At 65.3% G+C, this 23,090-nt stretch carries 23 protein-coding genes; 6 read left to right on the forward strand and 17 right to left on the reverse strand.

From position 1 onward, the window contains the following. Positions 1-31: 31 nt before the first annotated feature. The 7 genes from V9F06_04510 to V9F06_04540 form a co-directional block, all read right to left on the reverse strand. Positions 32-1,927 (reverse strand): biotin carboxylase N-terminal domain-containing protein, encoded by a 1,896-nt coding sequence (locus V9F06_04510; protein MEI2616895.1) that lies wholly within the window; start codon positions 1,925-1,927, stop codon positions 32-34. Continuing rightward, complete coding sequence (locus tag V9F06_04515) at positions 1,924-2,727, reverse strand: enoyl-CoA hydratase-related protein (GenBank protein ID MEI2616896.1); 804 nt, start codon at positions 2,725-2,727, stop codon at positions 1,924-1,926. Before V9F06_04515 ends, V9F06_04510 begins: the two co-directional genes overlap by 4 nt. Before the next feature lie 20 nt (positions 2,728-2,747). Beyond that, positions 2,748-4,328: a carboxyl transferase domain-containing protein gene (locus tag V9F06_04520; GenBank protein ID MEI2616897.1), complete on the reverse strand. Its 1,581-nt coding sequence runs from the start codon at positions 4,326-4,328 to the stop codon at positions 2,748-2,750. Positions 4,329-4,427: 99 nt separating this feature from the next. After that, positions 4,428-4,982, reverse strand: a complete 555-nt coding sequence (locus V9F06_04525; protein ID MEI2616898.1) for a DinB family protein — start codon at positions 4,980-4,982, stop codon at positions 4,428-4,430. Between the two features lie 42 nt (positions 4,983-5,024). Continuing rightward, on the reverse strand, positions 5,025-6,269 hold the full coding sequence (locus tag V9F06_04530; protein MEI2616899.1) for an MFS transporter: 1,245 nt from the start codon (positions 6,267-6,269) through the stop codon (positions 5,025-5,027). Continuing rightward, complete coding sequence (gene sixA, locus V9F06_04535; protein ID MEI2616900.1) at positions 6,266-6,775, reverse strand: phosphohistidine phosphatase SixA; 510 nt, start codon at positions 6,773-6,775, stop codon at positions 6,266-6,268. Before sixA ends, V9F06_04530 begins: the two co-directional genes overlap by 4 nt. Positions 6,776-6,861: 86 nt before the next feature. Continuing rightward, the gene (locus V9F06_04540) at positions 6,862-7,626 is read right to left on the reverse strand and encodes an aldolase/citrate lyase family protein (GenBank protein ID MEI2616901.1); all 765 of its coding nucleotides are present in this window, start codon (positions 7,624-7,626) and stop codon (positions 6,862-6,864) included. Between the two features lie 90 nt (positions 7,627-7,716). On the opposite strand from V9F06_04540, the gene V9F06_04545 reads away from it, so the two are divergent. Next, positions 7,717-8,235 carry an ADP-ribosylglycohydrolase family protein gene (locus V9F06_04545; protein ID MEI2616902.1) on the forward strand — a complete coding sequence of 173 codons (519 nt, stop codon included), beginning with the start codon at positions 7,717-7,719 and terminating at the stop codon, positions 8,233-8,235. After that, positions 8,129-8,629 carry an ADP-ribosylglycohydrolase family protein gene (locus tag V9F06_04550; GenBank protein MEI2616903.1) on the forward strand — a complete coding sequence of 167 codons (501 nt, stop codon included), beginning with the start codon at positions 8,129-8,131 and terminating at the stop codon, positions 8,627-8,629. The genes V9F06_04545 and V9F06_04550 overlap by 107 nt, the downstream gene beginning before the upstream one ends. Here the strand turns inward: V9F06_04550 and V9F06_04555 are convergent. The 3 genes from V9F06_04555 to V9F06_04565 all read right to left on the reverse strand — a co-directional run bounded on the left by V9F06_04555 (position 8,591) and on the right by V9F06_04565 (position 12,066). Further along, the gene (locus V9F06_04555) at positions 8,591-10,300 is read right to left on the reverse strand and encodes a DUF5671 domain-containing protein (GenBank protein ID MEI2616904.1); all 1,710 of its coding nucleotides are present in this window, start codon (positions 10,298-10,300) and stop codon (positions 8,591-8,593) included. The genes V9F06_04550 and V9F06_04555 overlap by 39 nt on opposite strands. A 40-nt stretch (positions 10,301-10,340) precedes the next feature. Further along, positions 10,341-10,790, reverse strand: a complete 450-nt coding sequence (locus V9F06_04560) for a hypothetical protein (protein ID MEI2616905.1) — start codon at positions 10,788-10,790, stop codon at positions 10,341-10,343. Positions 10,791-10,875: 85 nt separating this feature from the next. After that, entirely contained in the window at positions 10,876-12,066 is a 1,191-nt protein-coding gene (locus tag V9F06_04565) for a Xaa-Pro peptidase family protein (protein MEI2616906.1), read from the reverse strand. Positions 12,067-12,138: 72 nt separating this feature from the next. Between V9F06_04565 and V9F06_04570 the strand changes: the two genes are divergently transcribed. After that, positions 12,139-13,323: an acyl-CoA dehydrogenase family protein gene (locus tag V9F06_04570; GenBank protein MEI2616907.1), complete on the forward strand. Its 1,185-nt coding sequence runs from the start codon at positions 12,139-12,141 to the stop codon at positions 13,321-13,323. Between the two features lie 70 nt (positions 13,324-13,393). Continuing rightward, complete coding sequence (locus V9F06_04575; GenBank protein MEI2616908.1) at positions 13,394-14,812, forward strand: amidohydrolase; 1,419 nt, start codon at positions 13,394-13,396, stop codon at positions 14,810-14,812. 34 nt (positions 14,813-14,846) lie between these two features. On the opposite strand, the gene pip is transcribed toward V9F06_04575, so the two are convergent. From pip to V9F06_04590, 3 genes are read right to left on the reverse strand one after another with little or no spacing between them, the layout of a single operon-like run. Then, positions 14,847-15,800, reverse strand: coding sequence for a prolyl aminopeptidase (gene pip, locus V9F06_04580; protein ID MEI2616909.1), 954 nt, complete (start codon positions 15,798-15,800; stop codon positions 14,847-14,849). Between the two features lie 55 nt (positions 15,801-15,855). Then, positions 15,856-16,221 carry a hypothetical protein gene (locus V9F06_04585; GenBank protein MEI2616910.1) on the reverse strand — a complete coding sequence of 122 codons (366 nt, stop codon included), beginning with the start codon at positions 16,219-16,221 and terminating at the stop codon, positions 15,856-15,858. A 32-nt stretch (positions 16,222-16,253) separates the two neighbouring features. Next, positions 16,254-17,966, reverse strand: a complete 1,713-nt coding sequence (locus tag V9F06_04590) for an urease subunit alpha (protein MEI2616911.1) — start codon at positions 17,964-17,966, stop codon at positions 16,254-16,256. Positions 17,967-18,055: 89 nt separating this feature from the next. On the opposite strand from V9F06_04590, the gene V9F06_04595 reads away from it, so the two are divergent. Beyond that, on the forward strand, positions 18,056-19,162 hold the full coding sequence (locus V9F06_04595) for a C45 family peptidase (GenBank protein ID MEI2616912.1): 1,107 nt from the start codon (positions 18,056-18,058) through the stop codon (positions 19,160-19,162). 6 nt (positions 19,163-19,168) lie between these two features. Here the strand turns inward: V9F06_04595 and ureB are convergent, their stop codons facing one another. From ureB to V9F06_04610, 3 genes are read right to left on the reverse strand one after another with little or no spacing between them, the layout of a single operon-like run. Continuing rightward, positions 19,169-19,543: an urease subunit beta gene (gene ureB / locus V9F06_04600; GenBank protein MEI2616913.1), complete on the reverse strand. Its 375-nt coding sequence runs from the start codon at positions 19,541-19,543 to the stop codon at positions 19,169-19,171. Continuing rightward, a complete protein-coding gene (locus V9F06_04605; GenBank protein MEI2616914.1) occupies positions 19,540-19,854 on the reverse strand; it encodes an urease subunit gamma in 315 nt (104 codons plus the stop codon). The genes ureB and V9F06_04605 overlap by 4 nt, the downstream gene beginning before the upstream one ends. Continuing rightward, on the reverse strand, positions 19,829-20,854 hold the full coding sequence (locus V9F06_04610) for a hypothetical protein (protein MEI2616915.1): 1,026 nt from the start codon (positions 20,852-20,854) through the stop codon (positions 19,829-19,831). Before V9F06_04610 ends, V9F06_04605 begins: the two co-directional genes overlap by 26 nt. A gap of 133 nt (positions 20,855-20,987) precedes the next feature. Between V9F06_04610 and V9F06_04615 the strand changes: the two genes are divergently transcribed. Continuing rightward, positions 20,988-21,590 (forward strand): HD domain-containing protein, encoded by a 603-nt coding sequence (locus tag V9F06_04615; protein ID MEI2616916.1) that lies wholly within the window; start codon positions 20,988-20,990, stop codon positions 21,588-21,590. A gap of 7 nt (positions 21,591-21,597) precedes the next feature. On the opposite strand, the gene V9F06_04620 is transcribed toward V9F06_04615, so the two are convergent. Further along, positions 21,598-23,085, reverse strand: coding sequence for an ATP-binding protein (locus V9F06_04620; protein MEI2616917.1), 1,488 nt, complete (start codon positions 23,083-23,085; stop codon positions 21,598-21,600). Between the last annotated feature and the right edge of the window lie 5 nt (positions 23,086-23,090).

Raw genomic sequence — 23,090 nt, forward strand, 5'->3', positions numbered from 1 at the left:
CAGTTCGCGAGCGTCGCCGGCCTCAGTGAGCTCACGGTTTTCGGATCGTCACCAATGCCTGCTTCGACCCGACGAGGTCACCGGGCTCGCAAGCAACCCGCTCCACGATCCCGTCGAAAGGCGCGGCGAGTGTGATCTCGATCTTCATCGCCACCATCGTGGCCAACACATCCCCTTCATGGACGGCCATCGCCGGCCGGGCAGGGACGGACACGACCGTGCCCGGCATCGGGGCGCGAAGAATCCCATCGCTGATGGCGCCCCGTTCCTCGGCTCGAATAATCGGTCCTGGCCAGACCAGCCAGCGGCCACGCGCTGATGTCGTTTCGCATCCCCCCTCGGCCGCGATAACCAACGTCCCTGCCGCGGTTGCCGTGCGAGGATCCGGGTCGCTGCACGCTCCATTCGTCCCGACAAGCGGGCGCCAGCTATTGCCCGCCCGGCTCCAGACGATGCGGCGTTGCCAGCCGCCCGCCTCGTTGCCGTGGACGATCTGCGTTGCCTGGCCGACCAGCCGAAACGGTCCCGCCTCGGACTCAGCGGCCGCCAGCAACGCCCGCCCGGCGGCTGCGATGACGCCGTCGTCGGGCGCTGTTTCCGACACAGTCACCGAATCAGCCGTCTGGAGATCGTGGGTCGCGGACCGGAAGCGCTCGTCGTCCAGCATTGCCCGGAGCCATGGTCGGTTGGTATAGATGCCGGCGATCCGCGATCGATCGATTGCCTCCGCTAGCCGGACGAGCGCGGCGTCACGATCCGGCCCGTGCGAGATGAGCTTTGCGACGAGTGAGTCGTAATAGCTGGGGACACTGTCCCCCGTCTCGTAACCACTATCGATGCGCAGGCCGGGAAGAATGGGCCAGTCGAGCCATGTGATTTGGCCCGGGCTGGGCGCGAACCCATGTGTTGGATCCTCAGCATAGAGTCTCGCCTGAATCGCGTGCCCGCGTGGCGTCACGGGGTTCGGCAGATTGTCGCACGCAAGCAATCCCAACTGGATCGCCACCAGGTCGAGGCCGGTGACCTCCTCGGTGACGGTGTGCTCAACCTGCAAGCGTGGGTTCACCTCGATGAACGCCAGTGTGCCGTCGACGCCCAGCAAGAATTCGACCGTCGCCACCCCGCGCAGCTCGACCGCGCGGGTCATCGCCACCGCGTGACGGTGAATCGCCGCGCGTGTCTCGTCCGGCAGGTCGTGGGCAGGCGCTTCCTCGAACACCTTCTGGTGCCGGCGCTGGACCGTGCAATCCCGATCGCCAATTGCGACTGCGTCGCTGCCGTTGCCGGCCACCTGGACCTCGACGTGTCGGGCCCCCTCCAGATAGCGCTCGAGATAGAAACGAGTCCCGGCGGCCGACGCCCCCGCTTCCCGTAGCGCCGATTCGATCGCTGCTTCAACGTGTTCGTGTGTTAGCGCTACTCGCAGCCCACGCCCGCCGCCGCCACTCACCACCTTTGCGATGAGCGGGAAGCCGACCTCGCTGGCGGCTGCTTCCCAACGACCGCGATCGTCGATCGACATCGGCTCGCTGGCCGCCAGCACTGGAACACCCGCCGCCATTGCTGCGTCGCGAGTTGCTACTTTGTCGCCGCAGATGGCCAACGTCAGCGGAGATGGCCCGACGAACGCGATGCCAGCGTTCTCACACGCCTGCGACAGGTCTGCTCGTTCGCTGAGAAACCCGTAACCCGGATGTAGCGCAACCGCGCCGGCTCTTTCTGCTGCCGCGACGACCAGCGCCGGGTCCAGCTCGCTGCCGGCCGGCCCGATCCGCTCGACCCGGCCGATCTCGCGGGCCGCATACCCGTCGAGGTCGGGGTCACCCAACAGCGCCACTGGCTGCCAGCCGAGCGCCTGCGCCGTCCGCGCGATTCGGGCGACAATCTCGCCTCGATTGGCGATCGCCAGAACCGGTCCGAGCGTCATCGGCTCACCTCCGCCCAGACGGGCTTACGCTTCTCCAGGAAGGCGTTCATCCCTTCCTGCCCCTCGGGATCGGCCCGTCGGTCGGCCGCGAGGGACGCACAGTGCTCGCGGAGTGCGTCTGGCGCGAGGCCGGCGAACGCGATGTCGTTGACCAACTGTTTCGAATCGCGCATCGAGCCCGGCGCGTTCTGTCCGAACTGCGCCAGCCACCGCGCGATCACATCGTCCAGCCCGTCCTCCGACGCCGTGGCGTGGATCAGCCCGATTCGCAGCGCTTCCTCCGGCCCGAACGGCTCGGCCAGCAGCATGTGCGCCCGGGCGTAGCGAGGCCCTACCGCGCGGACGAAGGCCGGCCCGATCGCGGACGGAACCAGACCTAGCCTCGCCTCGGAGAGCGAAAAGCGCGTCCCCTCAGCCGCCACGACCAGGTCTGCGGCGGCAACCAGCCCGATCGCCCCGCCAAAGGCCGCCTTCTGCACCCGCGCGATCACCGGCTTCGGTCCGGTCGCGATCCGCGCCAGCAGGTCGTACAGCCGCACGGCGTCAGCCACGACCTCATCGCGGTCGGAGGCGACTCGATACTGGTTGACGTCCGCGCCAGCACAGAAGACCGTCCCCGCTCCCGCCAGCACGACTGATCGGGCCGAGTCGTCGGCGAACGCCCGCTCGAACCCCTCGACGAGCGCCGCAACGAGCTCCCTCGCGAGCGCATTCCGAATCTCCGGGCGGTTCATTGTCAGCCAGGCAGCGCCGCTGCGCGTCTCGTAGAGCAGGATGCCGCCGCCGAGCCCGTCAGCCATGGTCATTTCCCATCCGTCCGCTACATCCGTAGGACTCCGATTGGCGAGTCTTCGATCTCGGCGTTCAACGTCGATTGCAGGGCCAGCCCCAGCACCGTCCGCGTGTCACGCGGGTCGATCACACCGTCGTCCCACAGCCGCGCCGTCGCATACCACGGTGTCGTCTCCGCCTCATAGCGCGCCTGCACGTCGGCTCGCAGCCGATCAGCATCCTCGGGTGACGCATCGCTGTCGCGCGAGCGGCCGATCGACGTCAGCACTCCCGCTGCCTGCTCGCCGCCCATCACGCCGATGCGCGAGGTCGGCCAGGTGAACAGGTAGCGCGGGTCATACGCCCGGCCACACATGGCGTAGTTTCCGGCGCCATAAGAAGCCCCGGTGATCAAGGTCAGCTTGGGCACCCGCGCCGTCGCCACCGCCGAGACCATCTTGGCCCCCTCGCGGGCGATTCCGCCATGCTCCGCCTCGCGTCCGACCAGGAAGCCAGTGATGTTCTGGACGAAGAGCAGCGGTATGCGTTGCTGGGCGCAGAGCATGATGAAATGCGCCCCCTTCCTCGCCGACTCGCTGAACAGCACACCGTTGTTGGCCACGATCCCGACCGGGATGCCAAACAGCCGGCCATAGCCGCAGACCAGTGATTCGGCATAGTCGCGCTTGAACTCATCCAGCGCGCTTCCATCGAGGACACGACGCAGAATCGGGCGGGGGTCGTAGGGCGTGCGTGGGTCGGGCGCGACAAGCCCGAGAATGTCCTCGGGGTCTTCCAGCGGCTCGCGACTTGGCAACACCTCCCAGGGAAGGGCGGGCTTCGTTCGCGCAGGAACCTGCATCAGCCTCCGGGCCAGCGCCAGCGCCTGCTCCTCGTCATCGGCGATGTAGTCGACGACGCCGCTGATCCGACCGTGGACATCTGCGCCGCCCAGCTCCTCGGCGCTTATCTCCTCGCCGGTTGCTGCCTTCACCAGCGGTGGGCCGCCGAGGAAGATCGTTCCATTGCCACGAACGATGATCGCCTCATCGGACATTGCCGGCACGTATGCGCCGCCGGCCGTGCAAGAGCCGAGCACTGCCGACACCTGACGAATGCCGGCCGCCGAGAGCTGAGCCTGGTTGCTGAAGATCTTCCCGAAGTGCTCGCGGTCGGGAAACACCTCGGCGTGTAGTGGCAGAAACGCGCCTCCCGAGTCCACGAGATAGAGGCACGGGAGTCGATTTTCTCGCGCGATCTCCTGGGCTCGGAGGTGCTTCTTGACCGTGATCGGGAAGTAGGCGCCGCCCTTTACGGTCGGGTCATTTGCGACGACGACGATCTCGCGTCCACTGACGAGCCCGATGCCGGTGACGATTCCTGCGCCCGGCGCCTCGTCGTCATACATCCCGCCTGCTGCCAATGGTGACAGCTCCAGGAATGGTGAGCCGGGGTCGAGTACTCGGTCGATCCGCTCGCGCACCGGCAGCTTGCCGCGTTGCCGCGAGCGCTCCTGCGCCCGTGGCCCACCGCCGTCGGCGACTCGTGTCAGTCGACCGCGAAGCTCCTCGATCGACGCCAGATTCGCCTCACGCCAGTCCTCGCGCGCTGTCGTCGGTGCAGAGGTCACGGTAGCCTGCCTCCAAGCGGCGCTCCCACAGCGCCCGTGCGCCGGGCAACGTTGCCCGGCGCGTCGGTCCTCAACCACGTCGCAAGAACCCGGCCGGAACTAGCTCCGAGGCGGAGTTGTCGGATCAGGATAGCCGAGCAGACCCTTGGTCAGACGAATCTCACCGATGTGATTCCACGAATGCGCGACGACGTGTTGCAGCCGGCCGGCAACGGACGTTGGCTCGCCACGCAGCTCGAACGCGCGTTGCAGGTCCTCGTTGGTCGCCCCGGCGAGGTAGGACTTCGTCTCGTCGACCAGCTGCTGCTGGTAGCGGGACAGCACATCGGCGCGATATGGCACAGCGTCGACTTCGGCATCGGTATAGCCGAAGCCGAATCCCGTCCCGCCGGGTCCGACTCCGATCGGCTCATACCCGATTTCATCGCCATAGCCGCCGCGGTGCCAGGCATCGGTCTCGGGGGCGCCGCCCTTGATCAGCAGATTCAGGTCGAGGTCCCAGATACGCAGGATATGCCACTGGATGAACCCGATCGGGTTCAGTGCCGGCCCCGGCCGCTTGGCAAGGGTTGCGTCGTCCAGGCTGCCGACCTGCTGCGCGAGCATCGTCGCCATCGCGCTGACCTGTTCGTCGTAAGTGCTCTGGAGGCTCATGCCTTCCCTGTCCTTCCCCGTCTCCGCGTTGGTCGCGGCCCCTCAGGAGCCGCCACGGTTAGCGGCCTCGTTGTTCGTCAGATGGTGCTCGGTCTGGATTCTCCCCGGTTGCGACCAGGTGATTGCGCGCGCGGTTGCCACGACGGCCACGAGCGCCATCCCCGCTCCGAGACCTATCATCGTTGGATTGTAGCCGTAACGGTCGATTGCCTGGGCCGCGACGAGCGCGCCGACGCTGCTGCCGAGGAAGAGCGCAAACGCGAACAGCGAGATGCTGGTCGCTCGTGCGGCCGGCGCCAGCTCTGTCGCACGGGTCTGGAGTGTCGAGTGCATCAGGGTGAACGTTGCGCCACAGAGGAGCATCGCCAATGGAAAAACCACGAGCGACGGTTGCAGTGTCGTCATCAGGTAGGCCACAACGACTCCGATGCCGCCGACCGCAATCATCCGACGTTCGCCCAACACCCGTGCCGCCCGGCCGATGAATCGACCCATAGCCACCGATGTCAGGCCGAAGAGCGCAATGAAGAAGCCGATTGCCAGGTAGGAGTAGCCATCCCGAGCGCGGAGTAACGCGCCAAAGTAGGAGAACGCTCCGATCGTCAACGCCCCCTCGACGAAGACAAGCGCGAGGAACAGGATGTGTCGGGGATCGTCGAGCACTGTGCGGTATGGGCTGAGGCGCGACCGATCCACGGCAACCACCGGCTCGTGGCGCGGAAGCCCGGCTCGAAGCATCATGACGGCGATCACCAGCGCCAGCATGCCGTCAAGCACGAAGATCGTGCGCCACGAGACGACAGCCGCCATGAATCCGCCGGCCGCAGCCGAGAGTACCTGCCCGATCGAGGCAGCCATTACCGTATAGCCGATGATGCTCTGGCGGTGGGTATAGTCGACTGTTTCTCCAATCCACGCGAGCACCAGCGGAAAGATCGCCGCCGCGACCATGCCGGTCAGCAGGCGAAAGCCGACGAGCGCGGGGAGGCCGGGCGACAGCGCGCAGAGCGCCTCGCCGATCGCGAAGCCGAACAGTGCGAAGCAGATAACCCGGACGTGGCCTTTCCTGTCGGCGAGTGGTCCGTAGAACAGCTGGAACAGGCCATAGGGCAGCAGGTAGGCAGTGACAATCAGTCCGGCGCGCCCGATCGTGACTCCCAGATCGTCGGCGATGGCCGGCAGAATCGGCGTGATCACGCGCGAGTCGATCGACACAACGAAGATCGCGGCGATCAGCAGCTTCAACGTTGCGCGTTGCGCGATCTGCTGATCGCCGCTGGCGATCATTCCGTGAGAAGGCGCGTCGCGACTGATGGGGGGATCATCCAGCGCAGCCGGCCCGTCCCCGGCAGCAGGGCATCGTCCGGCAACTCGATGCGCGCGACCGCGCCCGTCTGGAAGCCAAAGCCGGCATCGGGATCGTGATGGATCAGGTAACCGCCGAATTGGCTGACTCCCGGCATGTGGCCGGCGATCACCACATGACGCGGCCGGCCGTGGCTCAGGATTTCATCCAGCACGCCGGCTGGTGACCCGTCCGGGGCCAACTGATCACTCAGCGTCACACCAACCGCCACGCCGAGCGCGTCGGCAATGATCTCCGCTGTCTCGCGGGCGCGGACGAGCGGGCTGCTGAGGACGAGGTCGGGCCGCACCCCCAGACGCGCCAGGAGCGTCGCCATCGTCGTCACCTCGTCGCGTCCCTCGTCCACGAGCCAACGCATCGCGTCACTCGTGGCGCGCGGATCGTGATGGTCGAGCGCCTTACCGTGGCGGATGATGTAGATCTGCATGACACGAACCTCTCGGGACCGGATTCAACCGATTCGCACGCCGCCAAGTTACCATAACGAGTGCGACGTGAAGACCAGCGCTCTCGTCAGTTGTTCTTCAGCCCCAGCATCTCCAGGCCGGCCCGCGCTCCGCCGAGCATGAAGCTGGCGTCGGTGCCGGCGGTCAGGAAGCGAAACCCCTGCTTCATGCGCATCAGGGCATCCTCGGGGGTGAACGCGGCGAAGCCGGGGATCTTGCCGGTGTTGTGACAGGCTTCGACGACACGCTCAATCGCGCGCGCGTGGCGATCGTCCTTCGCGGCATCCCGCGGATGAATGCCTAGCGAGAGCGCCAGATCGGCCGGCCCGATCCAGCAGCCGTCGATTCCCGGAGTCGCCATGATGGCCTCGGCGTTGTCGACTGCCTGGATGCTTTCGAGCTGGACGGCGACGAACAGCTCGTCGTTGATCCGGTCGAAGTACTCCGCTCCATAGCGTCCGGCCCCGCCGATGCCCCACGAGCGCGTTCCGGCCGGCGGCAGGTGGGTAGCGTCAGCGGCAGCCTTTGCCTGCTCGGCGGTGTCGACCATCGGCACGATGATGCCGAGCGCGCCCTCGTCGAGCAACCGTCCGATCAGCGTGTAGTCGTTGCGCGCCACGCGAGCCATCGGGATCGACCCGCCCGCCTCGATCGCCATCAGCGCCAGGCTGACCTGCTCCTGCCCGAACGAGCCGTGCTGGGTGTCGATGAAGACGAAGTCCGGCCCGAGCCGTGAGATTTGCTCGGCGGCCGCCACCGATCCCAGCCCGAGTGTGTAGCCGTACGCCGGTTGCCCAGCCATCATCTTCCGCTTCGCCTCGTTGGTCCGCATTGCTCCCCCTTCTCGCTGCTCGACTCTCTGGAAAACGCTGCGACACTATACTCTTATCGTGTGCTTTGTGGCTCGGAAAGGGCATGCCTCGTGGTAGATCACGAACAACTACGCGATCGGTATCGGGGCGTCATGCTCGGCATGGCGGCCGGGGATGCGCTCGGGGCAACCGTCGAGTTCCAGACCCCTGCCCAGATCGCCGAGCAGTACGGTGTCCACCGCGCGATTATCGGCGGCGGCTGGCTGGATCTCGCGCCGGGCGAGATCACCGACGACACCCAGATGGCGTTGTGTATTGCTCGCTCGTTCGTCGCCCGAGGGCGCTTCGATCCCGACGACGTCGCCGCGCGATTTGTCGAATGGTTTCACTCGCATCCCAAAGACATTGGCAATACGACGCGCTTTGCGTTGGAGCTGCTGGCGGCTGACACGCACTGGGAGGAGGCTGGCCGGCTCACGCACGAGGCAATGCAGCCCCGCGACGCCTCGAACGGCTTCGATCATGCGCTGCGCGCCGGTCGCGCTTGCGACACGATCCGACGTTGCGCTGAATGCGCTCTGTTCCGCCGACTCATCGCGCATCACCCATGCGAATCCACTCTGTGTTGACTCCTGCGTCGCGCTCAACGCGGGACTGGCCGCGCTGTTGGAGGATCCGCGCGCGGATCTGCTCGCCGCCGCGACTGCTGCTGCCGCGCTCGACGACGTGCGCGCGGCAGTCGAAGCCGCCCGCGATGCGACACCAAAGGCGCTGCCGGCCGGCGGCTACGTCCTCGAAACGCTCACCGCCGCGCTCTGGGCTGTTGGCCACCACGATTCGCCGGAAGCCGCTATTGTCGCCGCCGTCAACCTGGGCAACGACGCCGATACTACCGGCGCGGTTGCCGGCGCGCTGGCCGGCGCCCGTTGGGGCGCGGCAGCGCTGCCGGCACGTTGGCTGGATGTGCTGGTCGACCGCGACGAGCTAACCAGCGTGGCTGACGCCCTGTTCACCATCGGGTAGTGGTGGCTCCGCCGCCGCCTCGCTCTTCGCGGGGGTCAGCAAGCGGACTCGAGACCCTTCCGGCAGTCCCTGCGCGACCTGGTTGGCGATCTCGTCCAGGTCGATTCCGGGTGGGAGGGTGATCTCCAGCAGGAGTCGCCGGGATTCTTCGACCGCCTCCGGCCGCGCAGCCAGATCGGACCGTAGCAACAGCGCGTGATAGGTCAGGACCGCGGCCGCAACGAGGAAAACCCCTCCCGGTGTGCTCAGCTCGCGACCGAGGGACTCGGTCCCGACATTGAGAATCGCCGTCAGCACTTTGTAGATGATCAAGGCCAGCGAGACCAGGACCGCGACGACCGAGCCGGCCAGACTCACGTAGACATAGACGCGCCTGACGATGTTCGTCCGCTCGACATCGGGGTTCGATTCGACCCACCGACCGACTCGGTACGACTGCCAGAGCCAGGCCGCGGTGCCGAACATCGCGATCGGCAGCATCCTGCTGAGGTCGTCCTTCCAGGGATCGATCCCCTCGAAGATCGGCCGCGTTTCCCCGGCCAGACGGTGAAAGAGCGCCGCCAGCGTGCCGGCCAGTCCTCCGGCTCCGGCCGCCAGCCCGATCAGCGCGATTCCGTAACTGTAGATCCGACGCACCGTTGCCTGGTCGGTAGCCTCCCCGGCCCGATCTGCCTCAGCGATCACCCGCCGGCCGAAGAAGTACCACGCCCCCGCGAACGGTAGCACTCTGAGAAGCGGATCAGCGACGCGGAATCCGAAACCCTCCGAACCGTGGGAAGCGTCGAGTAGAGCCCGGAGCACTTGCTCGAGTCCGCGACTCAGGAAGAAGAGGCTCACGGCAAGCCCGATGAAGGTCAGTGCATAGAGCGCGAGCCTGCGCAGTGCGGACCGGCGTTCGCGATCGCCGAGCGCGTCCGGACGAGCGACCAGCGCGTTTCCGACCGCCATGTGCAGACTCCACAGTGCCAGCCCGGCTACTGCGCCCCCAAGCCCATCCGCTAGTCCCGACACCCACCAGCGCCCGTCGCTCACAAACGGCCCGGCGTCGAAGATCGCCTGGGCAGTCACGCCGAGCAGATGACCGACTCCGGTGAGCATCACAAGCGCAGCAATAACGGTTGCGAGGTAGAGGTAGAGTCGAGGCAGAACCGTGCTTTCGGCGAGACCGGCCCCAAGCCGTTCGTCGCGCTGCCGGACGTGCGCGTGATAGCCCCAGATGCTGGCAGCCATGATCATCATTGCCAGGCTGTCCGGCAGTGCCGACGGGTTGTCCCACAAGCGGTCGCCTGCCAACTCGCGCACCAGCACCGACAGGAACGAGCTCGACGAGGTGAGCAGGATGACGAACGAGACGAAGAGCACGCCCGACAAGTAGAGCGCCCGTTCCGGCGCGGTTCGCTCGGTGTTTGCCTGAGCGCTGTCACCGCCTGTGGCACGCTCGGCAAGCCACCAGTGCAGCAGCCAGATCGGCAATGAGACGACGATGATCGCGATCACCAGGCTCGCCTCGCGACGGAACGCCTCAGTGTCACCCGAGACGATAGCCGTGCCTCGCAACGCGTCGCTGATACGCTCGAAGAGATTCGTCAACAGCCGAGCGAGGCCGGTCCCGAGCGCGATGAGGCTGATCGCCGAGACGAAGTAGAGATAGAGCCGCCTTGCGCGTTGCATTGCTCTCCCCCGATCTCGATCGCCGCGCGATCGTCAAGTATCAGAACGGTGTTGCGTAGGGCTCGTCGACCCGCCAGTTTCCGTTTTCGCGGACGAGCGGAACCGGCATCGTCCACGAATAGCGATCCAACGACAGCCCCGAGCCGCCAGGGGACTCGATTCGAAGCCACACCGTCGCGTGATCGCCTTGCACGACGGTGCGTTGCAATGTCACGAGCCGGTTATCCTCCAGTGGCGCCGGGCGGTACTTGTCGTGGATGCCGTCGGCATCCAGTTGCCTGAGCGCGCGCTCGCTGAGTAGTTCACGGACCGCGTTGTCGTCGCCAATCCGAGCCGCTTCAAGGTAACGCTGTACGACGCCCTCCGGCGACGCGGGGTCGTACTCAGCCGTCTTCGGCCCTCCGATCGCGACGATGACCGCCACGGCCAGCGCCGCGATGGCCAGCACACCGCCGCCAACAATCAGAACGAACCGCTCTGGCTTACCCATCTTCGCCGTCCAATATCTGACAACGACTGCCGCGTTCTGTTGATATGACGTGACTACATAGCTGCTGGTTTCGTCCGGCTGCCGATCAGTCGTCAGACCACCACCAGCGCTGGCTGGAATTGAGGTTTTCACAACCCTCAGGCGTGATCAGAATATCGTCCTCGAGCCTCAGCCCGCCCTCTGGATGGCGATAGAGCCCGGGTTCGGGCGTGATGTACATTCCAGGGCGCAGGATCGTTCGATCGCCGGTGAAGAGGACCGGCGGCTCGTCGTTCGAGACGCCGAGGCCATGCCCGCAGTAGGTGCTCGGCCCGCCGAAGTGCATCGACTGATAGCCGTCGAATCCCTCGACATGGGCGATCTCGTCGATCTCGTGCTGCAGCTCCTCGGCCCGCACGCCGGGCGCTGCCTTCGCGATGATCGCGTCCAGCATCCGGTCGACTGTCTCGAACATGTGCCGCTGGGTGTCGTTTGGCGGGCCGATGACCGCCGAACGGCAGATATCGAACCCATAGCCGCGATAGCTGCCGCGAATCTCCAGTTGCGCCATGTCGCCGAGCTCGAGAATGCGGTCGCTGGCGAACGGCCGGATCAGCGGCTCGCCGGACCGGTAGACGCCGCTCTGGCAGGTCAGCGAGGTGTTTGTCGCGCCGAGAGAGCGTAACGTGCTGTCGATATCGTTGACGACGTCCTGCTCCGTCCGCCCGGCGCGATAGGCGCGCATTGCGGTCGCCGCTCCGGCGTCGGCAATCTTCGCCGCCTCGCGGAGAATCTGCTGCTCCATCTCGTCCTTGATCGTTCGCATCGACCACAGGACGTCGTCGGCAAAGTAGAAGCTGCAGAACGGCAGCGCCGTCTGGATGTCGCGATAGAGCAGGACCGGCAGGAACTCCTCCCCGACCAGACCCCAGCGCTCACCGCTATCCAGCCCGTAGCTGGCCAGGATGCGCGCCAGCCCGCGTGGCAGGTTGGTGTCCACCTCGACGCGGTCCACGGTCACGTCAGGCTCGTAATATGGCGATGTGACCAGCAGCGTCTCGTCCTGATCGACTGGAATGATGATGGCGCAGTAGCCACGCCCGCGCTGGTCGTACATCGAGGGATGCGAGCCGGCGATCGGCCGGTGGTTGGCCAGGTAGAGCCCGTTTCCGGCCCGGTCGGGATCACGCGAGAAGACGATCAGGCCGGCGAAGCTGCGAGCGCTCGCCTCGACGCGGCAGCGCTGCCGGCGCGCAGCGTAGGTCTCGATCGGGATTGCCAGACTCGTTCCGCTCATCGTCTTCATGCCCTCCATGGTGCGTCGCGATCGTCCACACTCCCCAGCGCGATCGTACCGTACAATCCGGCAATGGTGACGCGATTCATACCTGCCTGCTGGCGCCCGTCCGCCGATCTCGTTGACATAGTCCGGGGACTCACCCCGCTGGCCGACGATATCGACGGCTGCTTCGCTCGGGGCGAGCCGAATGACGAGGCTATCGCGGTGCTTGCCCGGGCCGGCCTCCTCGGGCTGACCCTGCCAACACGCTACGGGGGACAGGGGCGCGACTACACCGCGCTGGCCGCTGTCTGCGAAGAGCTTGGCGCGATCGACACTTCCCACCAGGTCAGCCTTACCGTTCATCTTGCGCTCGCCGCGATGTGCATGTTCCAGTGGGGTTCCGAAGCCCAACGAGACCAGTGGCTGCCGGCGTTGGCCCGTGGCGAGCGGATCGGCACGTTTGGCCTGACCGAGCCGGGCGCTGGGTCGGACGTTGGCGCGCTGCGAATGCGGGCGCATCGGGTGCCCGGCGGCTACGAAATCTCCGGCGAGAAGTCCTGGATCAGCGCGACCAATCAGGCGACACTGTTCATCCTCTTCGCCACCATCGACCCTGCTCTGCGACACAAGGGCATCACCGCGTTCATCGTCCCGCGCGAATCGGCTGGACTCTCGACGACCGTCCTGAACGGTAAGCTCGGTTTGCGAGCCGGAGACACCGGCGCCGTCGTCTGCGACCGTGTCTACGTCCCCGACGCCGCGGTGCTCGGCCGGCCAGGCGAGGGGTTCGCTGTTGCGCTTTCCGCGCTCGGCAACGGCCTGTTTACCGTCGGCTGCGGCGCGCTCGGTATCGCCCGCGCCTGCCGCGAATGGACGGCCGGCTTCCTGCGCGACGCTGGCGATGATGGCCGTGGCCTTGATGGCGCGCTGCTGGCGGCCATGGTCGCGCGGGAGGAGTCGGCTCGGCTGCTCCTTGCTCGCTCTGCCTCGCTCAAGAACGATGGCATGCCGAACGCGAGCGAGACGGGCCTGGCCAAGTGGCGCGCCGCAGAGGCCGGTTTCGCCAACGCGTCCGATGCGCTGACGATCTGGAACAGTCGCGCCGCTGGCGAGCAACCGACACTCCTGCGTCATCTTTTCAATGCCAAGGGCGCGGTCATCTACGGCGGGACATCCGAGATTCACCAAACAATGCAGGGCGCGTATGCGCTCGGCGATCGTGTTGAGCGACCATTTCGCTGCCCCTCTCCCTCGGCCCGCGACCTCCGATGAATGCTCTTCGGCCGTACAATGGCCGCGCCGGAGGGTCGCTCCGGCGCGCATCGAACGACGGGAGAAATGCATGGTGAAACATCAGGAGGTCGGCGACTGGCTGGACGAGCGCCAGCAACGGTTTGTCAATATCTCCGACCAGATCTGGGGGTTCGCCGAGGTCGCTCTGGCCGAGACGAAATCGTGTCAGCTACAGGCCGAAGATCTGGAGGCCGATGGCTTCCGAATCACCCGTAACGTCGGCGGGTTGCCAACAGCCTTCGTGGCTGAGTGGGGCGAAGGCTCGCCGGTGATCGGCTTCCTCGGTGAGTACGATGCGCTGCCAGATCTTTCGCAGAAGAACCAGGCTGCTCAGGAGCAGCTGGTAGCCGGTGGAGCGGGCCATGGCTGCGGCCACAACCTCCTTGGCACGGCTAGCCTTGCCGCTGCGTCGGCGCTGAAGGCGTGGCTCCAGGAGACTGGCCGGCCTGGAACCGTCCGCTACTACGGGTGCCCCGCCGAAGAGACTGGGGCCGGCAAGGTGTTCATGGCTCGCGCGGGCGCGTTCGACGGGCTCGATGCTGCGATCACCTGGCACCCGGGCTCCAGCATCTCCGCGATGCGTGGCAGCTCGCTGGCGATCGATCACGCGACGTTCCGATTCTTCGGGAAGACATCCCATGCGGCCGGCGCGCCAGAGCTGGGTCGATCGGCGCTGGACGCTGTCGAGCTGATGAATATCGGCGTGAACTTCCTGCGCGAGCACATCATCGAAGCGGCTCGCATTCACTATGTCATCACCAACGGCGGCGGGCAGCCGAATGTCGTGCCTGCCGAGGCGGAGGTCTGGTACTACATCCGTGCTCCGCGCCGTGATCTTGTTGACCCGATCACCAAACGAGTTCTGGCGATTGCCAACGCTGCCGCGGCGATGACGGAGACGCGCGTCGAGGTCCATGACCTCTACGGTATCCACAACTTCTTGCCAAACCAGACGCTGGCGACGCTGGCGATGGGCGTGCTGGATGAGCTCGGCCCGATGGAGTTCACCGCCGAGGAGGAGGCTTTCGCTCGGGAGGTCTCGGACGCGTTTGGCGAAGCGGCCCGCATCCGCGCGCTCGAACGCTATGGCCTGCCCAAAGAGCTGAAGGATCGGGCGCTCTTGACCGAACCGGTCCAGCCGACCGACGAGGGCAAGACGATGTCCGGCTCGACCGACGTTGCCGAGGCCAGCTGGAACGCGCCAACCGTCCAGGTCACGACAACTTGCTGGGCGCTCGGCGCCGCCGGCCACTCCTGGGGAGTGACTGCGACTGGCGCGATGTCGATCGGCCACAAAGGCATGATGCACGCGGCCAAGGCGATGGCGATTACGGCGGCCCAGCTTGTCGATGATCCTGAGCTGCTGCAGAAGGCGAAGGACGAATTTACCACGTCGACGGATGGCTACACATACGAGGCCCCGATCCCTGAAGGGACCGAGCCGCCGAAGCCGCACATTCGTTCCTAGAACGACGGGGCGTAGGCCGCGACAGCGCAGCGGCCTACGCCCGGGCGAGTTCGTTCAGCGCATCCACCACAAGCCCGGGCAGATCCTCTCCGCCGTGTCCCGCGTCCTGCATGACGGTGAGCTGGCTCGTCGTCCAGCGCTTGGAAAGCTCCCATGCGGTCTGCAGCGGGCTGCTGATATCGTATCGACCGTGGATAAGACGGCCAGGGATCCCATCGAGAGTCTCGGCGTCCCGAATCAGCTGATCCTCTTCCAGAAACGCTGAGTTGCTCCAGTAGTGCGTCACGAGCCGGGCGAAACGAACTCGGAACTCAGGATCCTCGTATCGGGGGCTCGGCTGGTGGCCCGGGGCGAGCGAGACATGGACATCCTCCCAGACACACCATTCGTGAGCGGCACGCTCGCGAACCGCATCGTCGGGGTCACGAAGCATTGCCGCATATGCGTCGACGAGTCGCATACCGCGGTACTGTTCGGGGACGGCCGCAGCGAATCGATCCCACTCACGCGGAAATACGCGGCCCATGTCCTCTGTTACCCACTCGACCTCGCGACGTGAGGTCGTCGTCACGAGCCCCAACACCAGCCCACGAACTCGATTCGGATGTGCCTGAGCGTAGGCCAGCGCCAACGTCGTCCCCCAGGAGAGACCGAGAATGACCCACCGGTCGACGGCATGCAGCTCGCGCAGCGCCTCGATATCGGCGATCAGGCGCTGGGTCGTGTTGGTCGATAGATCTGCGTCTGGTTCGCTGGCCAGGGGCCAGCTCCGGCCGGCGCCGCGCTGATCGAACAGGATCGCCCGGTACACATCCGGATTGAAGAATCGCCGTTGCCCCGCGGACGCCCCGGAACCCGGCCCGCCATGCAGGAACAGTGCCGGGATTCCATCGGGGTTGCCGCATGCCTCCCAGTACAGGTGGTGTCCATCGTGTGTATCGAGAAACCCATGCTCGAACGGTTCGATTTCCGGATATCGTCGGTCCATTGCGGTCTCCTCGGTGCGTGACAAGATGGAGCGGTGCGACGGCATCCGCCGGGTCTCATTGCTTCTGCGTTGGCCAGAGGCCCGCCCGGCGTCGATGGATCGTCATGTAGGAGAACGACGTGCCGGCCGGCCGCACGGAGCGCCACGCCCCGACCGGGATAACCAGCACCTCCTGGGGATTTAGCCGATATTCGTCCTCATCGACCAGCACAATCCCTTCGCCGGCGACCGCGATGACGACGACATCCACCTCGCGGTTCAAGTGACGCTGGATCGGTGTGTCGGCGCTGATGACGACGACATTCATGTTGAGGTCGCTGGACGTGAGCGACCAGACCGCGCCATTGACATTCGCTGCCGCAGCTATCTGTCGTGGGTTGATCCATGCGCTTGTTTCGAGTCGCTCGTTCGATCCGGTCATCTGGCGTTCCTGTTCGATGATGTCTTCGGCACTCAGGCGAGGAAGTAGCGTTGGCCGAGCGGCAGGCTTTCGGCCGGCGGATTGTTGACCGCTTCGCCGTTGATCAGTACCTCGTGAGTCGTCGGATCGACCTCGATTCGTGGGCTGGCAGCGTTGTGCAGCATATCGCTCTTGAACGTCGTGCGAACGTTGCGAACGGCGACCGGGCGACGGCGCAGGTGCCCTCCACGAGGAATGCCGCTGGCGGCGTATCGCGAGACGAAATTTACTGCGAGATGGGCGGGCGCGAGCCCCATGCCGCCCCACATCGGCCGGTAGATGAGCGGTTGGCTGCCTCGCGTCGATCCCTGACCATCGCCGACCTGAGCGGCGCTGACGAACCCCCCCTTGATGACGGCAGTGGGCTTGGCGCCAAAGAAAGCCGGTTGCCAGATGACCAGATCGGCCAGCTTCCCAGGTTCGAGGCTTCCGACCTCGTGATCCAGTCCGTGGGCAATCGCGGCGTTGATTGTGTACTTGGCCAGGTACTGGAGAATGCGCGCGTTGTCGTCCCCCTCGTTTGTTGCTGGGTCGAACCCGCCGCCACGCACGGTTTTCATGTGATGCGCCAACTGCCACGTGCGGGAGATAACCTCGCCGATTCTGCCCATCCCCTGTGAATCAGAGGAGACAATAGCGATCGCGCCAAGGTCATGCAGGATATCTTCGGCAGCAATCGTCGATGCGCGGACGCGGTCGCGCGCAGCAGCCATATCCTCCGGATTGTTTCTGTCGAGTCGGTGGACGGTAATGATCATCGCCAACTGCTCGGCGACCGAGTTGACCGACCACGGCAGCGTCGGATTGGTGGACGATCCGATGATCCGGGGGTCGGAGCAGATCTCGATCAGGTTCGGCGCGTGTCCACCGCCGGAACCCTCGACGTGATACGCGTGGATCGAACGCCCTGCGATCGCCGCGATCGTCTCGGCAAGCGCTCCCGCTTCATTCAGGCCATCGGTGTGAATCGCGACCTGACCGCCGGCCAGGTCGGCAATCGAGAGACAGGCGTCGATGACGGAGGGAAAGGCGCCGACGTCCTCGTGGATCTTCAGCCCGGACGCGCCGACCTCGAACGCCGTCTCCAGCTCCGCTCGATCGCTCGAGCCGCGAGCGAGCACCGCAAGATTCATCGGCACTGCCTCGAATGCCTCAAAGACGTGCAGCATGTTGCTCAGCGGGTTGACTCCCAGGTCCCAGACCCCGCCGCTGCCCTGGCCGACGAGCGTTGTGATCCCGCTGTATGCGGCCGCGCCGATGATGCTGGAGGACGACAAGTGGACGTGGGTATCCACCCCGCCGGGAGTGACGATCGCCCCGTCGGCCGCAATCAGTCCGGTCGCGCTGCCGATCAACAGCTCGATATCGTCGGTGACATCCGGGTTGCCCGCTCGCCCGATCCCGGCGATCCGGCCGTCCTTGATGCCGATGTTGCTGCGGAAGATTCCAAGCACCGGATCCATGATGATCGCGTTCGTGATGACCAGGTCGAGCTGGCTGGCGCTTGTCCGGCCGTTCCAGCCGGAGCGGCCAAAGAGCATCCCATCGCGCATCGGCCGGCCGAAGCCAGCTAGTGGCTCGAACCCTGGCAGCGTGTCGTCGCGCTCGACGCGGGCGAAGAGATTCGTATCGGCCAGTCGGATCCGATCGTCGGCTGTTGCGCCGTAGCGACGGTTGTACTCAGCTCGCTCCATCCGGATTGGCATCGCGACGCTCCTCTCGCATGGCACGATCGAGACAGGAGTGCATGATACTCTGACTGGACTATTGGCCAGGGAGACAGGAAGGCGTCGCGATGGATGCGATCGATGGAACCACCAGTCGAGCACAATCGGGTCGGGTATTTCCGAAGCACCGCTTCGCCGGCAGCCACCTTGAGATCGGCGAACAATTCGGCGAGGCGTGTCGCGACCTGATCGCCAGCCATCTCGACAAGGCGCTTGGCCGGCTGTCCGAGCGATCTGCGATGAGCCGCGAGGATGCGCTGGAGAAGGCGCTTGCCTATCGACCGTGGATCCAGCGCTACGCCGCGTTCTTCGACGACGAAATCCAGGGTGTTGCCCGTGGCGCCCGTATCTCGCTTGGCGAGGCATGCCTGCTCCAGCTACGCGCCGAAGTCGCAACGCCGGTCGCCCCGGACGATGCCGCCGAATGCACGACCTTTGCTGTCCAGCCGGAAGCGACGGCAAATGGCATCGGCCTCGTCGGCCAGAACGCCGACCTGCCGGCCTTCTACGGCGAGATCGCCATCGTTGCGGAGATCGTCCCCGACAACGCGCCGCGCCTCCTGATGCTGATGCCAGCCGGGCAGGTGTCGTACATCGGCATCAACGATCGCGGCCTCGGTGTCTTTGCCAACTTCGTCACCTGCAATGGTTGGCGGCTTGGCTTCCCGCGCTACCTGTTCTCACGATTGGCCCTGACGCGCGACACCGTCGATGACGCGATCATGGCAGTGCGCGGTGTTCGCCGGGCGTCGTCGCGCAACCTGATCATGCTCGACGCGCGTGGCATCGCCGCCGACCTGGAGACGACACCGACCTCCGACGCGCGGCTTGATCCGACGGACGGGATCCTCACTCACGCCAACCACTATGTCTCCCCGTCGCTCCTTGCCGAGGAGCGCTCGCCGGAGGAATCTGTCGCCAACTCACGCGCCCGACAAGATCGGATGTCGTCGCTGCTTGCCGAACGACGTGGCCACCTCGATGCCGGGATGATGGAGGAGGTCCTCCGCGACCGCGCCTGCTACCCGGACGCGCTGTGCAGGATGCCGGGAGACGCGCCGGGAAGCGACATAATCACCTTCGCATCGGTGATCGCCGAGCCGTCCGAAGGACGGATGCGCGTCGCGGTTGGCCCGCCGAATCAACACCCGTACGTCGAGCACCGGCTGGAGTAGCCCGCTCTAGCCTGCCGGAACGTGCCGGAATCCGCGTTCGATGAGCTTCGCCAGCGCCTCGTGTGGGTCGGTCTCATCGAGCGGCCCGTTCACGGCATCGTTGAATCCGTGCACCACACGAGCGCCGCCAATCGGCACGAGTGTGACGGTGACGGTGGACCGTGGCTCTATCCGGACCGCCCCGTCCGACGGCACGTCGAGACGCATTCCCCAGGCAGCCAATCGGTCGAAGGCCAGGTGGGGGTTCGCTTCGAAGACGTGATAATGCGCGGTGATATGAACCGGGACGAGCCCGGTGTTGGTAATCGCAACCGTCGTCACCGGCAAGCCCGCGTTGAGCTCTACTGGCTCGTCGCGCCGGATAATCTGTCCGGGGATCATCCGGCGTTCTCCCCGATCGGATTGCGAACGGTCACAAGGCGCGTGCCGTCGGGGAACATTGCATCGACCTGAACGACAGACAGCATTTCCGGCACTCCCTCCATCACGTCGTCCCTGTGCAACACCGTGCTGGCATGGCGGATGACCTCGTCGAAGCTCGCGCCGCCTCGCGCCGCGTCGAAGATCTCATCGGTGATGAGCGCGACCGCCTCAGGATAGTTCAGCAGCAGTCCACGTGCGAGATGCCGACGCGCCAGCTCCGCGGCGACAAACACGAGCAGACGGTCAGTTTCCTTCGGAGTCAGTGCCACCGTGTTCCTCCTGAGGCGTGGAGCTGTGGTCGATCGTTGGCAGAATGGGCGGCATTGGCCGGCGGACGCCGAGAGCGATCTGGACCGAGCGCCCGATCGCCGCGCGTATCTCGCTCCATTGGCTTGGCGGCGCGACAACCGTGATCCCCAACTCGGCAGCCCGCTCACGCGAGATACGCAGCGCCATCGGAAGCCGCCGTTCGATCGACTGGCGACGGATCACCAGGATGGTCGTAATCATGACCGAGGACACCACGATGACCCCAACCGCAAACAGGATCGCCAGCGCGGCGAGTGCCCACGGAGTGTCCTTGCCGACGGTGGAGTCGGCCGTGATTGACGTCGGTTCATCGAGTGAGAGTGTCCACCTCGCGCTGTCATTCCCGATCTTTTGTCCGGTCGAGTCCCGAATGCGTCCCGGCATCGTCGCGGTGTAGGTGATTGTGACGGCGTCGGGCAGCGCACTGGGTGACTGCGGCTGTCGTGAAGCGGGAAGAATTGACTCGATCGCCGCCCGAAGGGTCTGCCCATCGAAGGTCAGCTCGAGGTGATACTTGTTGCCACCAACAGCCGGGTTCGACCGTGTGAACGTGCCCTGAAACGGGGCAATCGGGCTGCTATCGGATCGATTCAGCATCGAGTTGATGAGACTGTTGAGCTCGGCCGCCGCATTGCCTGCGTCGGACGACGACCGTGCCGCACGGAGACCCAGCTGAGTCGCGCTGTCGATTCGCTGGACTTCGTAACCATCACTGGTCATTCGTTCGTCGACCCTGGCGATTTCGTTCGTGAGGCGGGTGACTTCGGCTGGCTCCAACAAGTCGCGCTGGAAGGTGATTACCAGACGGTGGCCGGCGGAGCCGTCGACGACGAAGGTTGACCCGAAATCGACGTTGACGCACGCTGACAGCACCAGCGCAAGGAGGATTACCGCTGCGCCGCGTGGCAGTCCGTGTCTGGTGGGCCAGCGACTCGCACAGGGAGCGTCGTGTGCCGTCAATCGCGCCTCCAAACGTCCAGTCGTCAGGCCTTCACGTGACTGCCCGACAGGCGTATAGCATACGTTCACCACTTGTCGCGATGCACGTAACTCGTCCATGCTTGAGAACGACTACAGATCGAGGGGACTTGCCGTGTATCACCGTGCGCCGATCCCGACATCGCTGGCGATGATCATTGCAACGCAGCCGGCAGGTGAGGCCGGCCGGATCGACTACGCGTTCCAGTTCGCCGCGGCGGCGCATGGCACGCAACTGCGCGATGAGGGAACGCCGTTCATCGACCACCCGGTTGCAGTCGCTGCGATCCTCTGGGGCGAGCTGGGAAACCGTGATCCCGACATGATCGTGGCGGCGTTGATGCACGACGTGCTCGAAGATTGCGCAGGAATCGATCCGATAGCGTTGGCTGATCTCATCGGACCGCGCGCATTCAATCTCGTCGTGAGCGTCACTAAGCCGCCAGCGCCAGACGAGCGCAAACCGGAGCGAGATCGGGCCTATCTCGACGCGTTACGGCTGTCATCCTCCGATGTCCGACTGTTGAAGCTTGCTGACCGGATTCATAACCTGCGGGAAGTCATCCACTCGGGTGATCCCGCCAAGGCTCGGCGCTATCTCGAGGCGAGTCGGCTGGAGTTCTACCCCCTCGCGCTCGCGACAAGCGCCGTCGCTGCGCGTCTGGTGTCCGACGCATGCGACGCCATCGAACGATACCTGGAGGAGATGGACGCATAGGTCAGCCTCAGATCGACGCCGGGATCTTCCCTGTTGCCATCGCTGTCTCGATACGCTTCGCAGTGATCGGCACCCGGACCCGGAATGTCGTGCCGTCTCCGAGCTCACTGTCGACATCGATTTCCCCGCGGTGGATCGCTGCGATCCACCGGGCGATCGAAAGCCCGAGGCCTGCTCCGCCGTGGGCGCGTGATCGCGCGTCGTCGGCGCGATAGAACCGCTCGAAGACTCGGCGCAGATGCTCCGGTCGAATACCTGGCCCGGAATCGGCGACCGCGATAATGGCATCCTGACCGTCCCGATCCAGCGTCAGGGTCACATCTCCCTCGTGGGAGGCGTACGTGAAGGCGTTATCCAGCAGGATCAGAATCAGTTGGCGGAGCTGGTCGGCGTTCCCCTCGACGATTATCTGTGGGGCCGCGCCATCGACGTCCGGGGCGGGTAGTGAGATCGAGAATGGTCGGCCGTGGGCCAGAGGCGTCGCGAACCGGCCCGCGTCGCGAACGATTTCGACCAGGTCTACCGACTCCATCTCCGGTCGCCAGCCGACGTCGGCGCGGGCGAGGGTCAGGAGATTCTGGACCAGGCGCGTCATTCGGTCCACTTCGTCGCGGACGTCGGTGAGGCCCTCGCGAAGGTCTGCAGAATCGACAATGCCGCTGTCCACTTGCCGGAGCATGATCTCGCTGTTGGCGCGAAGCGCCGTCAGCGGGGTGCGCAACTCGTGAGACGCGTCGGCGACGAATCGGCGCTGAGCGTTGAATGTCTCTTCCAGCCGCGCGAGCATATCGTTGAACGTCTCGGCCAGGTCCTGAAGCTCATCGTGTGTGCGGGGCAGATCGATGCGTTGAGAGAGATCCCGGGTGCTGCCAATCGAGCGCGCGGTGTGGCTCATGCGAGCCAGCGGGCTGAGCGCGCCCTCGCTGATCACCCACGCGCCCGCTGCCAGGAGGATCGTCGCCATCGTCGACCCGATCAGCAACGTCTGCTTCAGCGCGCTGAGCGTGCGCTGGACGGGGGTGAGCGGCTCCGCGATCTGGATAAACCAGGTCTCGGCTCGTTGGGGGCTGTAGAGGGGCCCCGATAGCACGCGGACTGGCCCGTTCGCGACGGTCGTCGTATAGAAGACGGTGTCTCCCTGCGCGCTCTGTGCGAATGCCTCATTGCTGATCTGAATGACGTCGGTGCCGAGGTTATCGGAGCGCCGCTGGACGATTCCATTCTGGTCGAGAATCTGGATGTACAGCCCCGATGAGGCGAAGGGATTCGGGTTCAGGTTCGGTGGGATCACCAGCACACCGGTGCCAGGCACGAACCAGGCGTCGGGCTTCTCCTGATAGTTGCTCTGGTAGTTGCGGAATACGTTCTGTAGCCGGGAGTCCAGGCTGCTGTGTAGGTGGCGAGACATCATCACATAAATGCCGCCGCCCAGAATGAGCAACGAGGTCGCGATGAGCACTGCGGTGGCGAGTACGATGCGAACACGAATCGGCATGTAGT

It is taken from the genome of Thermomicrobiales bacterium (genome assembly GCA_037045155.1).
GTDB lineage: Bacteria > Chloroflexota > Chloroflexia > Thermomicrobiales > CFX8 > JAMLIA01.

What these genes read in the sequence shown, in the direction of transcription:
- V9F06_04555 (MEI2616904.1), bottom strand. Translation starts at nt 10,300, where the DNA reads ATGCAACGCGCAAGGCGGCTCTATCTCTACTTCGTCTCGGCGATCAGC.
- V9F06_04585 (MEI2616910.1), bottom strand. Translation starts at nt 16,221, where the DNA reads ATGACCGGATCGAACGAGCGACTCGAAACAAGCGCATGGATCAACCCA.
- V9F06_04530 (MEI2616899.1), bottom strand. Translation starts at nt 6,269, where the DNA reads ATGATCGCCAGCGGCGATCAGCAGATCGCGCAACGCGCAACGTTGAAG.
- V9F06_04620 (MEI2616917.1), bottom strand. Translation starts at nt 23,085, where the DNA reads ATGCCGATTCGTGTTCGCATCGTACTCGCCACCGCAGTGCTCATCGCG.
- V9F06_04550 (MEI2616903.1), top strand. Translation starts at nt 8,129, where the DNA reads ATGCGCTGCGCGCCGGTCGCGCTTGCGACACGATCCGACGTTGCGCTG.
- V9F06_04590 (MEI2616911.1), bottom strand. Translation starts at nt 17,966, where the DNA reads ATGCCAATCCGGATGGAGCGAGCTGAGTACAACCGTCGCTACGGCGCA.
- V9F06_04525 (MEI2616898.1), bottom strand. Translation starts at nt 4,982, where the DNA reads ATGAGCCTCCAGAGCACTTACGACGAACAGGTCAGCGCGATGGCGACG.
- V9F06_04595 (MEI2616912.1), top strand. Translation starts at nt 18,056, where the DNA reads ATGGATGCGATCGATGGAACCACCAGTCGAGCACAATCGGGTCGGGTA.
- V9F06_04575 (MEI2616908.1), top strand. Translation starts at nt 13,394, where the DNA reads ATGGTGAAACATCAGGAGGTCGGCGACTGGCTGGACGAGCGCCAGCAA.
- V9F06_04510 (MEI2616895.1), bottom strand. Translation starts at nt 1,927, where the DNA reads ATGACGCTCGGACCGGTTCTGGCGATCGCCAATCGAGGCGAGATTGTC.
- ureB (MEI2616913.1), bottom strand. Translation starts at nt 19,543, where the DNA reads ATGATCCCCGGACAGATTATCCGGCGCGACGAGCCAGTAGAGCTCAAC.
- pip (MEI2616909.1), bottom strand. Translation starts at nt 15,800, where the DNA reads ATGGACCGACGATATCCGGAAATCGAACCGTTCGAGCATGGGTTTCTC.
- V9F06_04515 (MEI2616896.1), bottom strand. Translation starts at nt 2,727, where the DNA reads ATGGCTGACGGGCTCGGCGGCGGCATCCTGCTCTACGAGACGCGCAGC.
- V9F06_04565 (MEI2616906.1), bottom strand. Translation starts at nt 12,066, where the DNA reads ATGAGCGGAACGAGTCTGGCAATCCCGATCGAGACCTACGCTGCGCGC.
- sixA (MEI2616900.1), bottom strand. Translation starts at nt 6,775, where the DNA reads ATGCAGATCTACATCATCCGCCACGGTAAGGCGCTCGACCATCACGAT.
- V9F06_04560 (MEI2616905.1), bottom strand. Translation starts at nt 10,790, where the DNA reads ATGGGTAAGCCAGAGCGGTTCGTTCTGATTGTTGGCGGCGGTGTGCTG.
- V9F06_04570 (MEI2616907.1), top strand. Translation starts at nt 12,139, where the DNA reads ATGGTGACGCGATTCATACCTGCCTGCTGGCGCCCGTCCGCCGATCTC.
- V9F06_04540 (MEI2616901.1), bottom strand. Translation starts at nt 7,626, where the DNA reads ATGCGGACCAACGAGGCGAAGCGGAAGATGATGGCTGGGCAACCGGCG.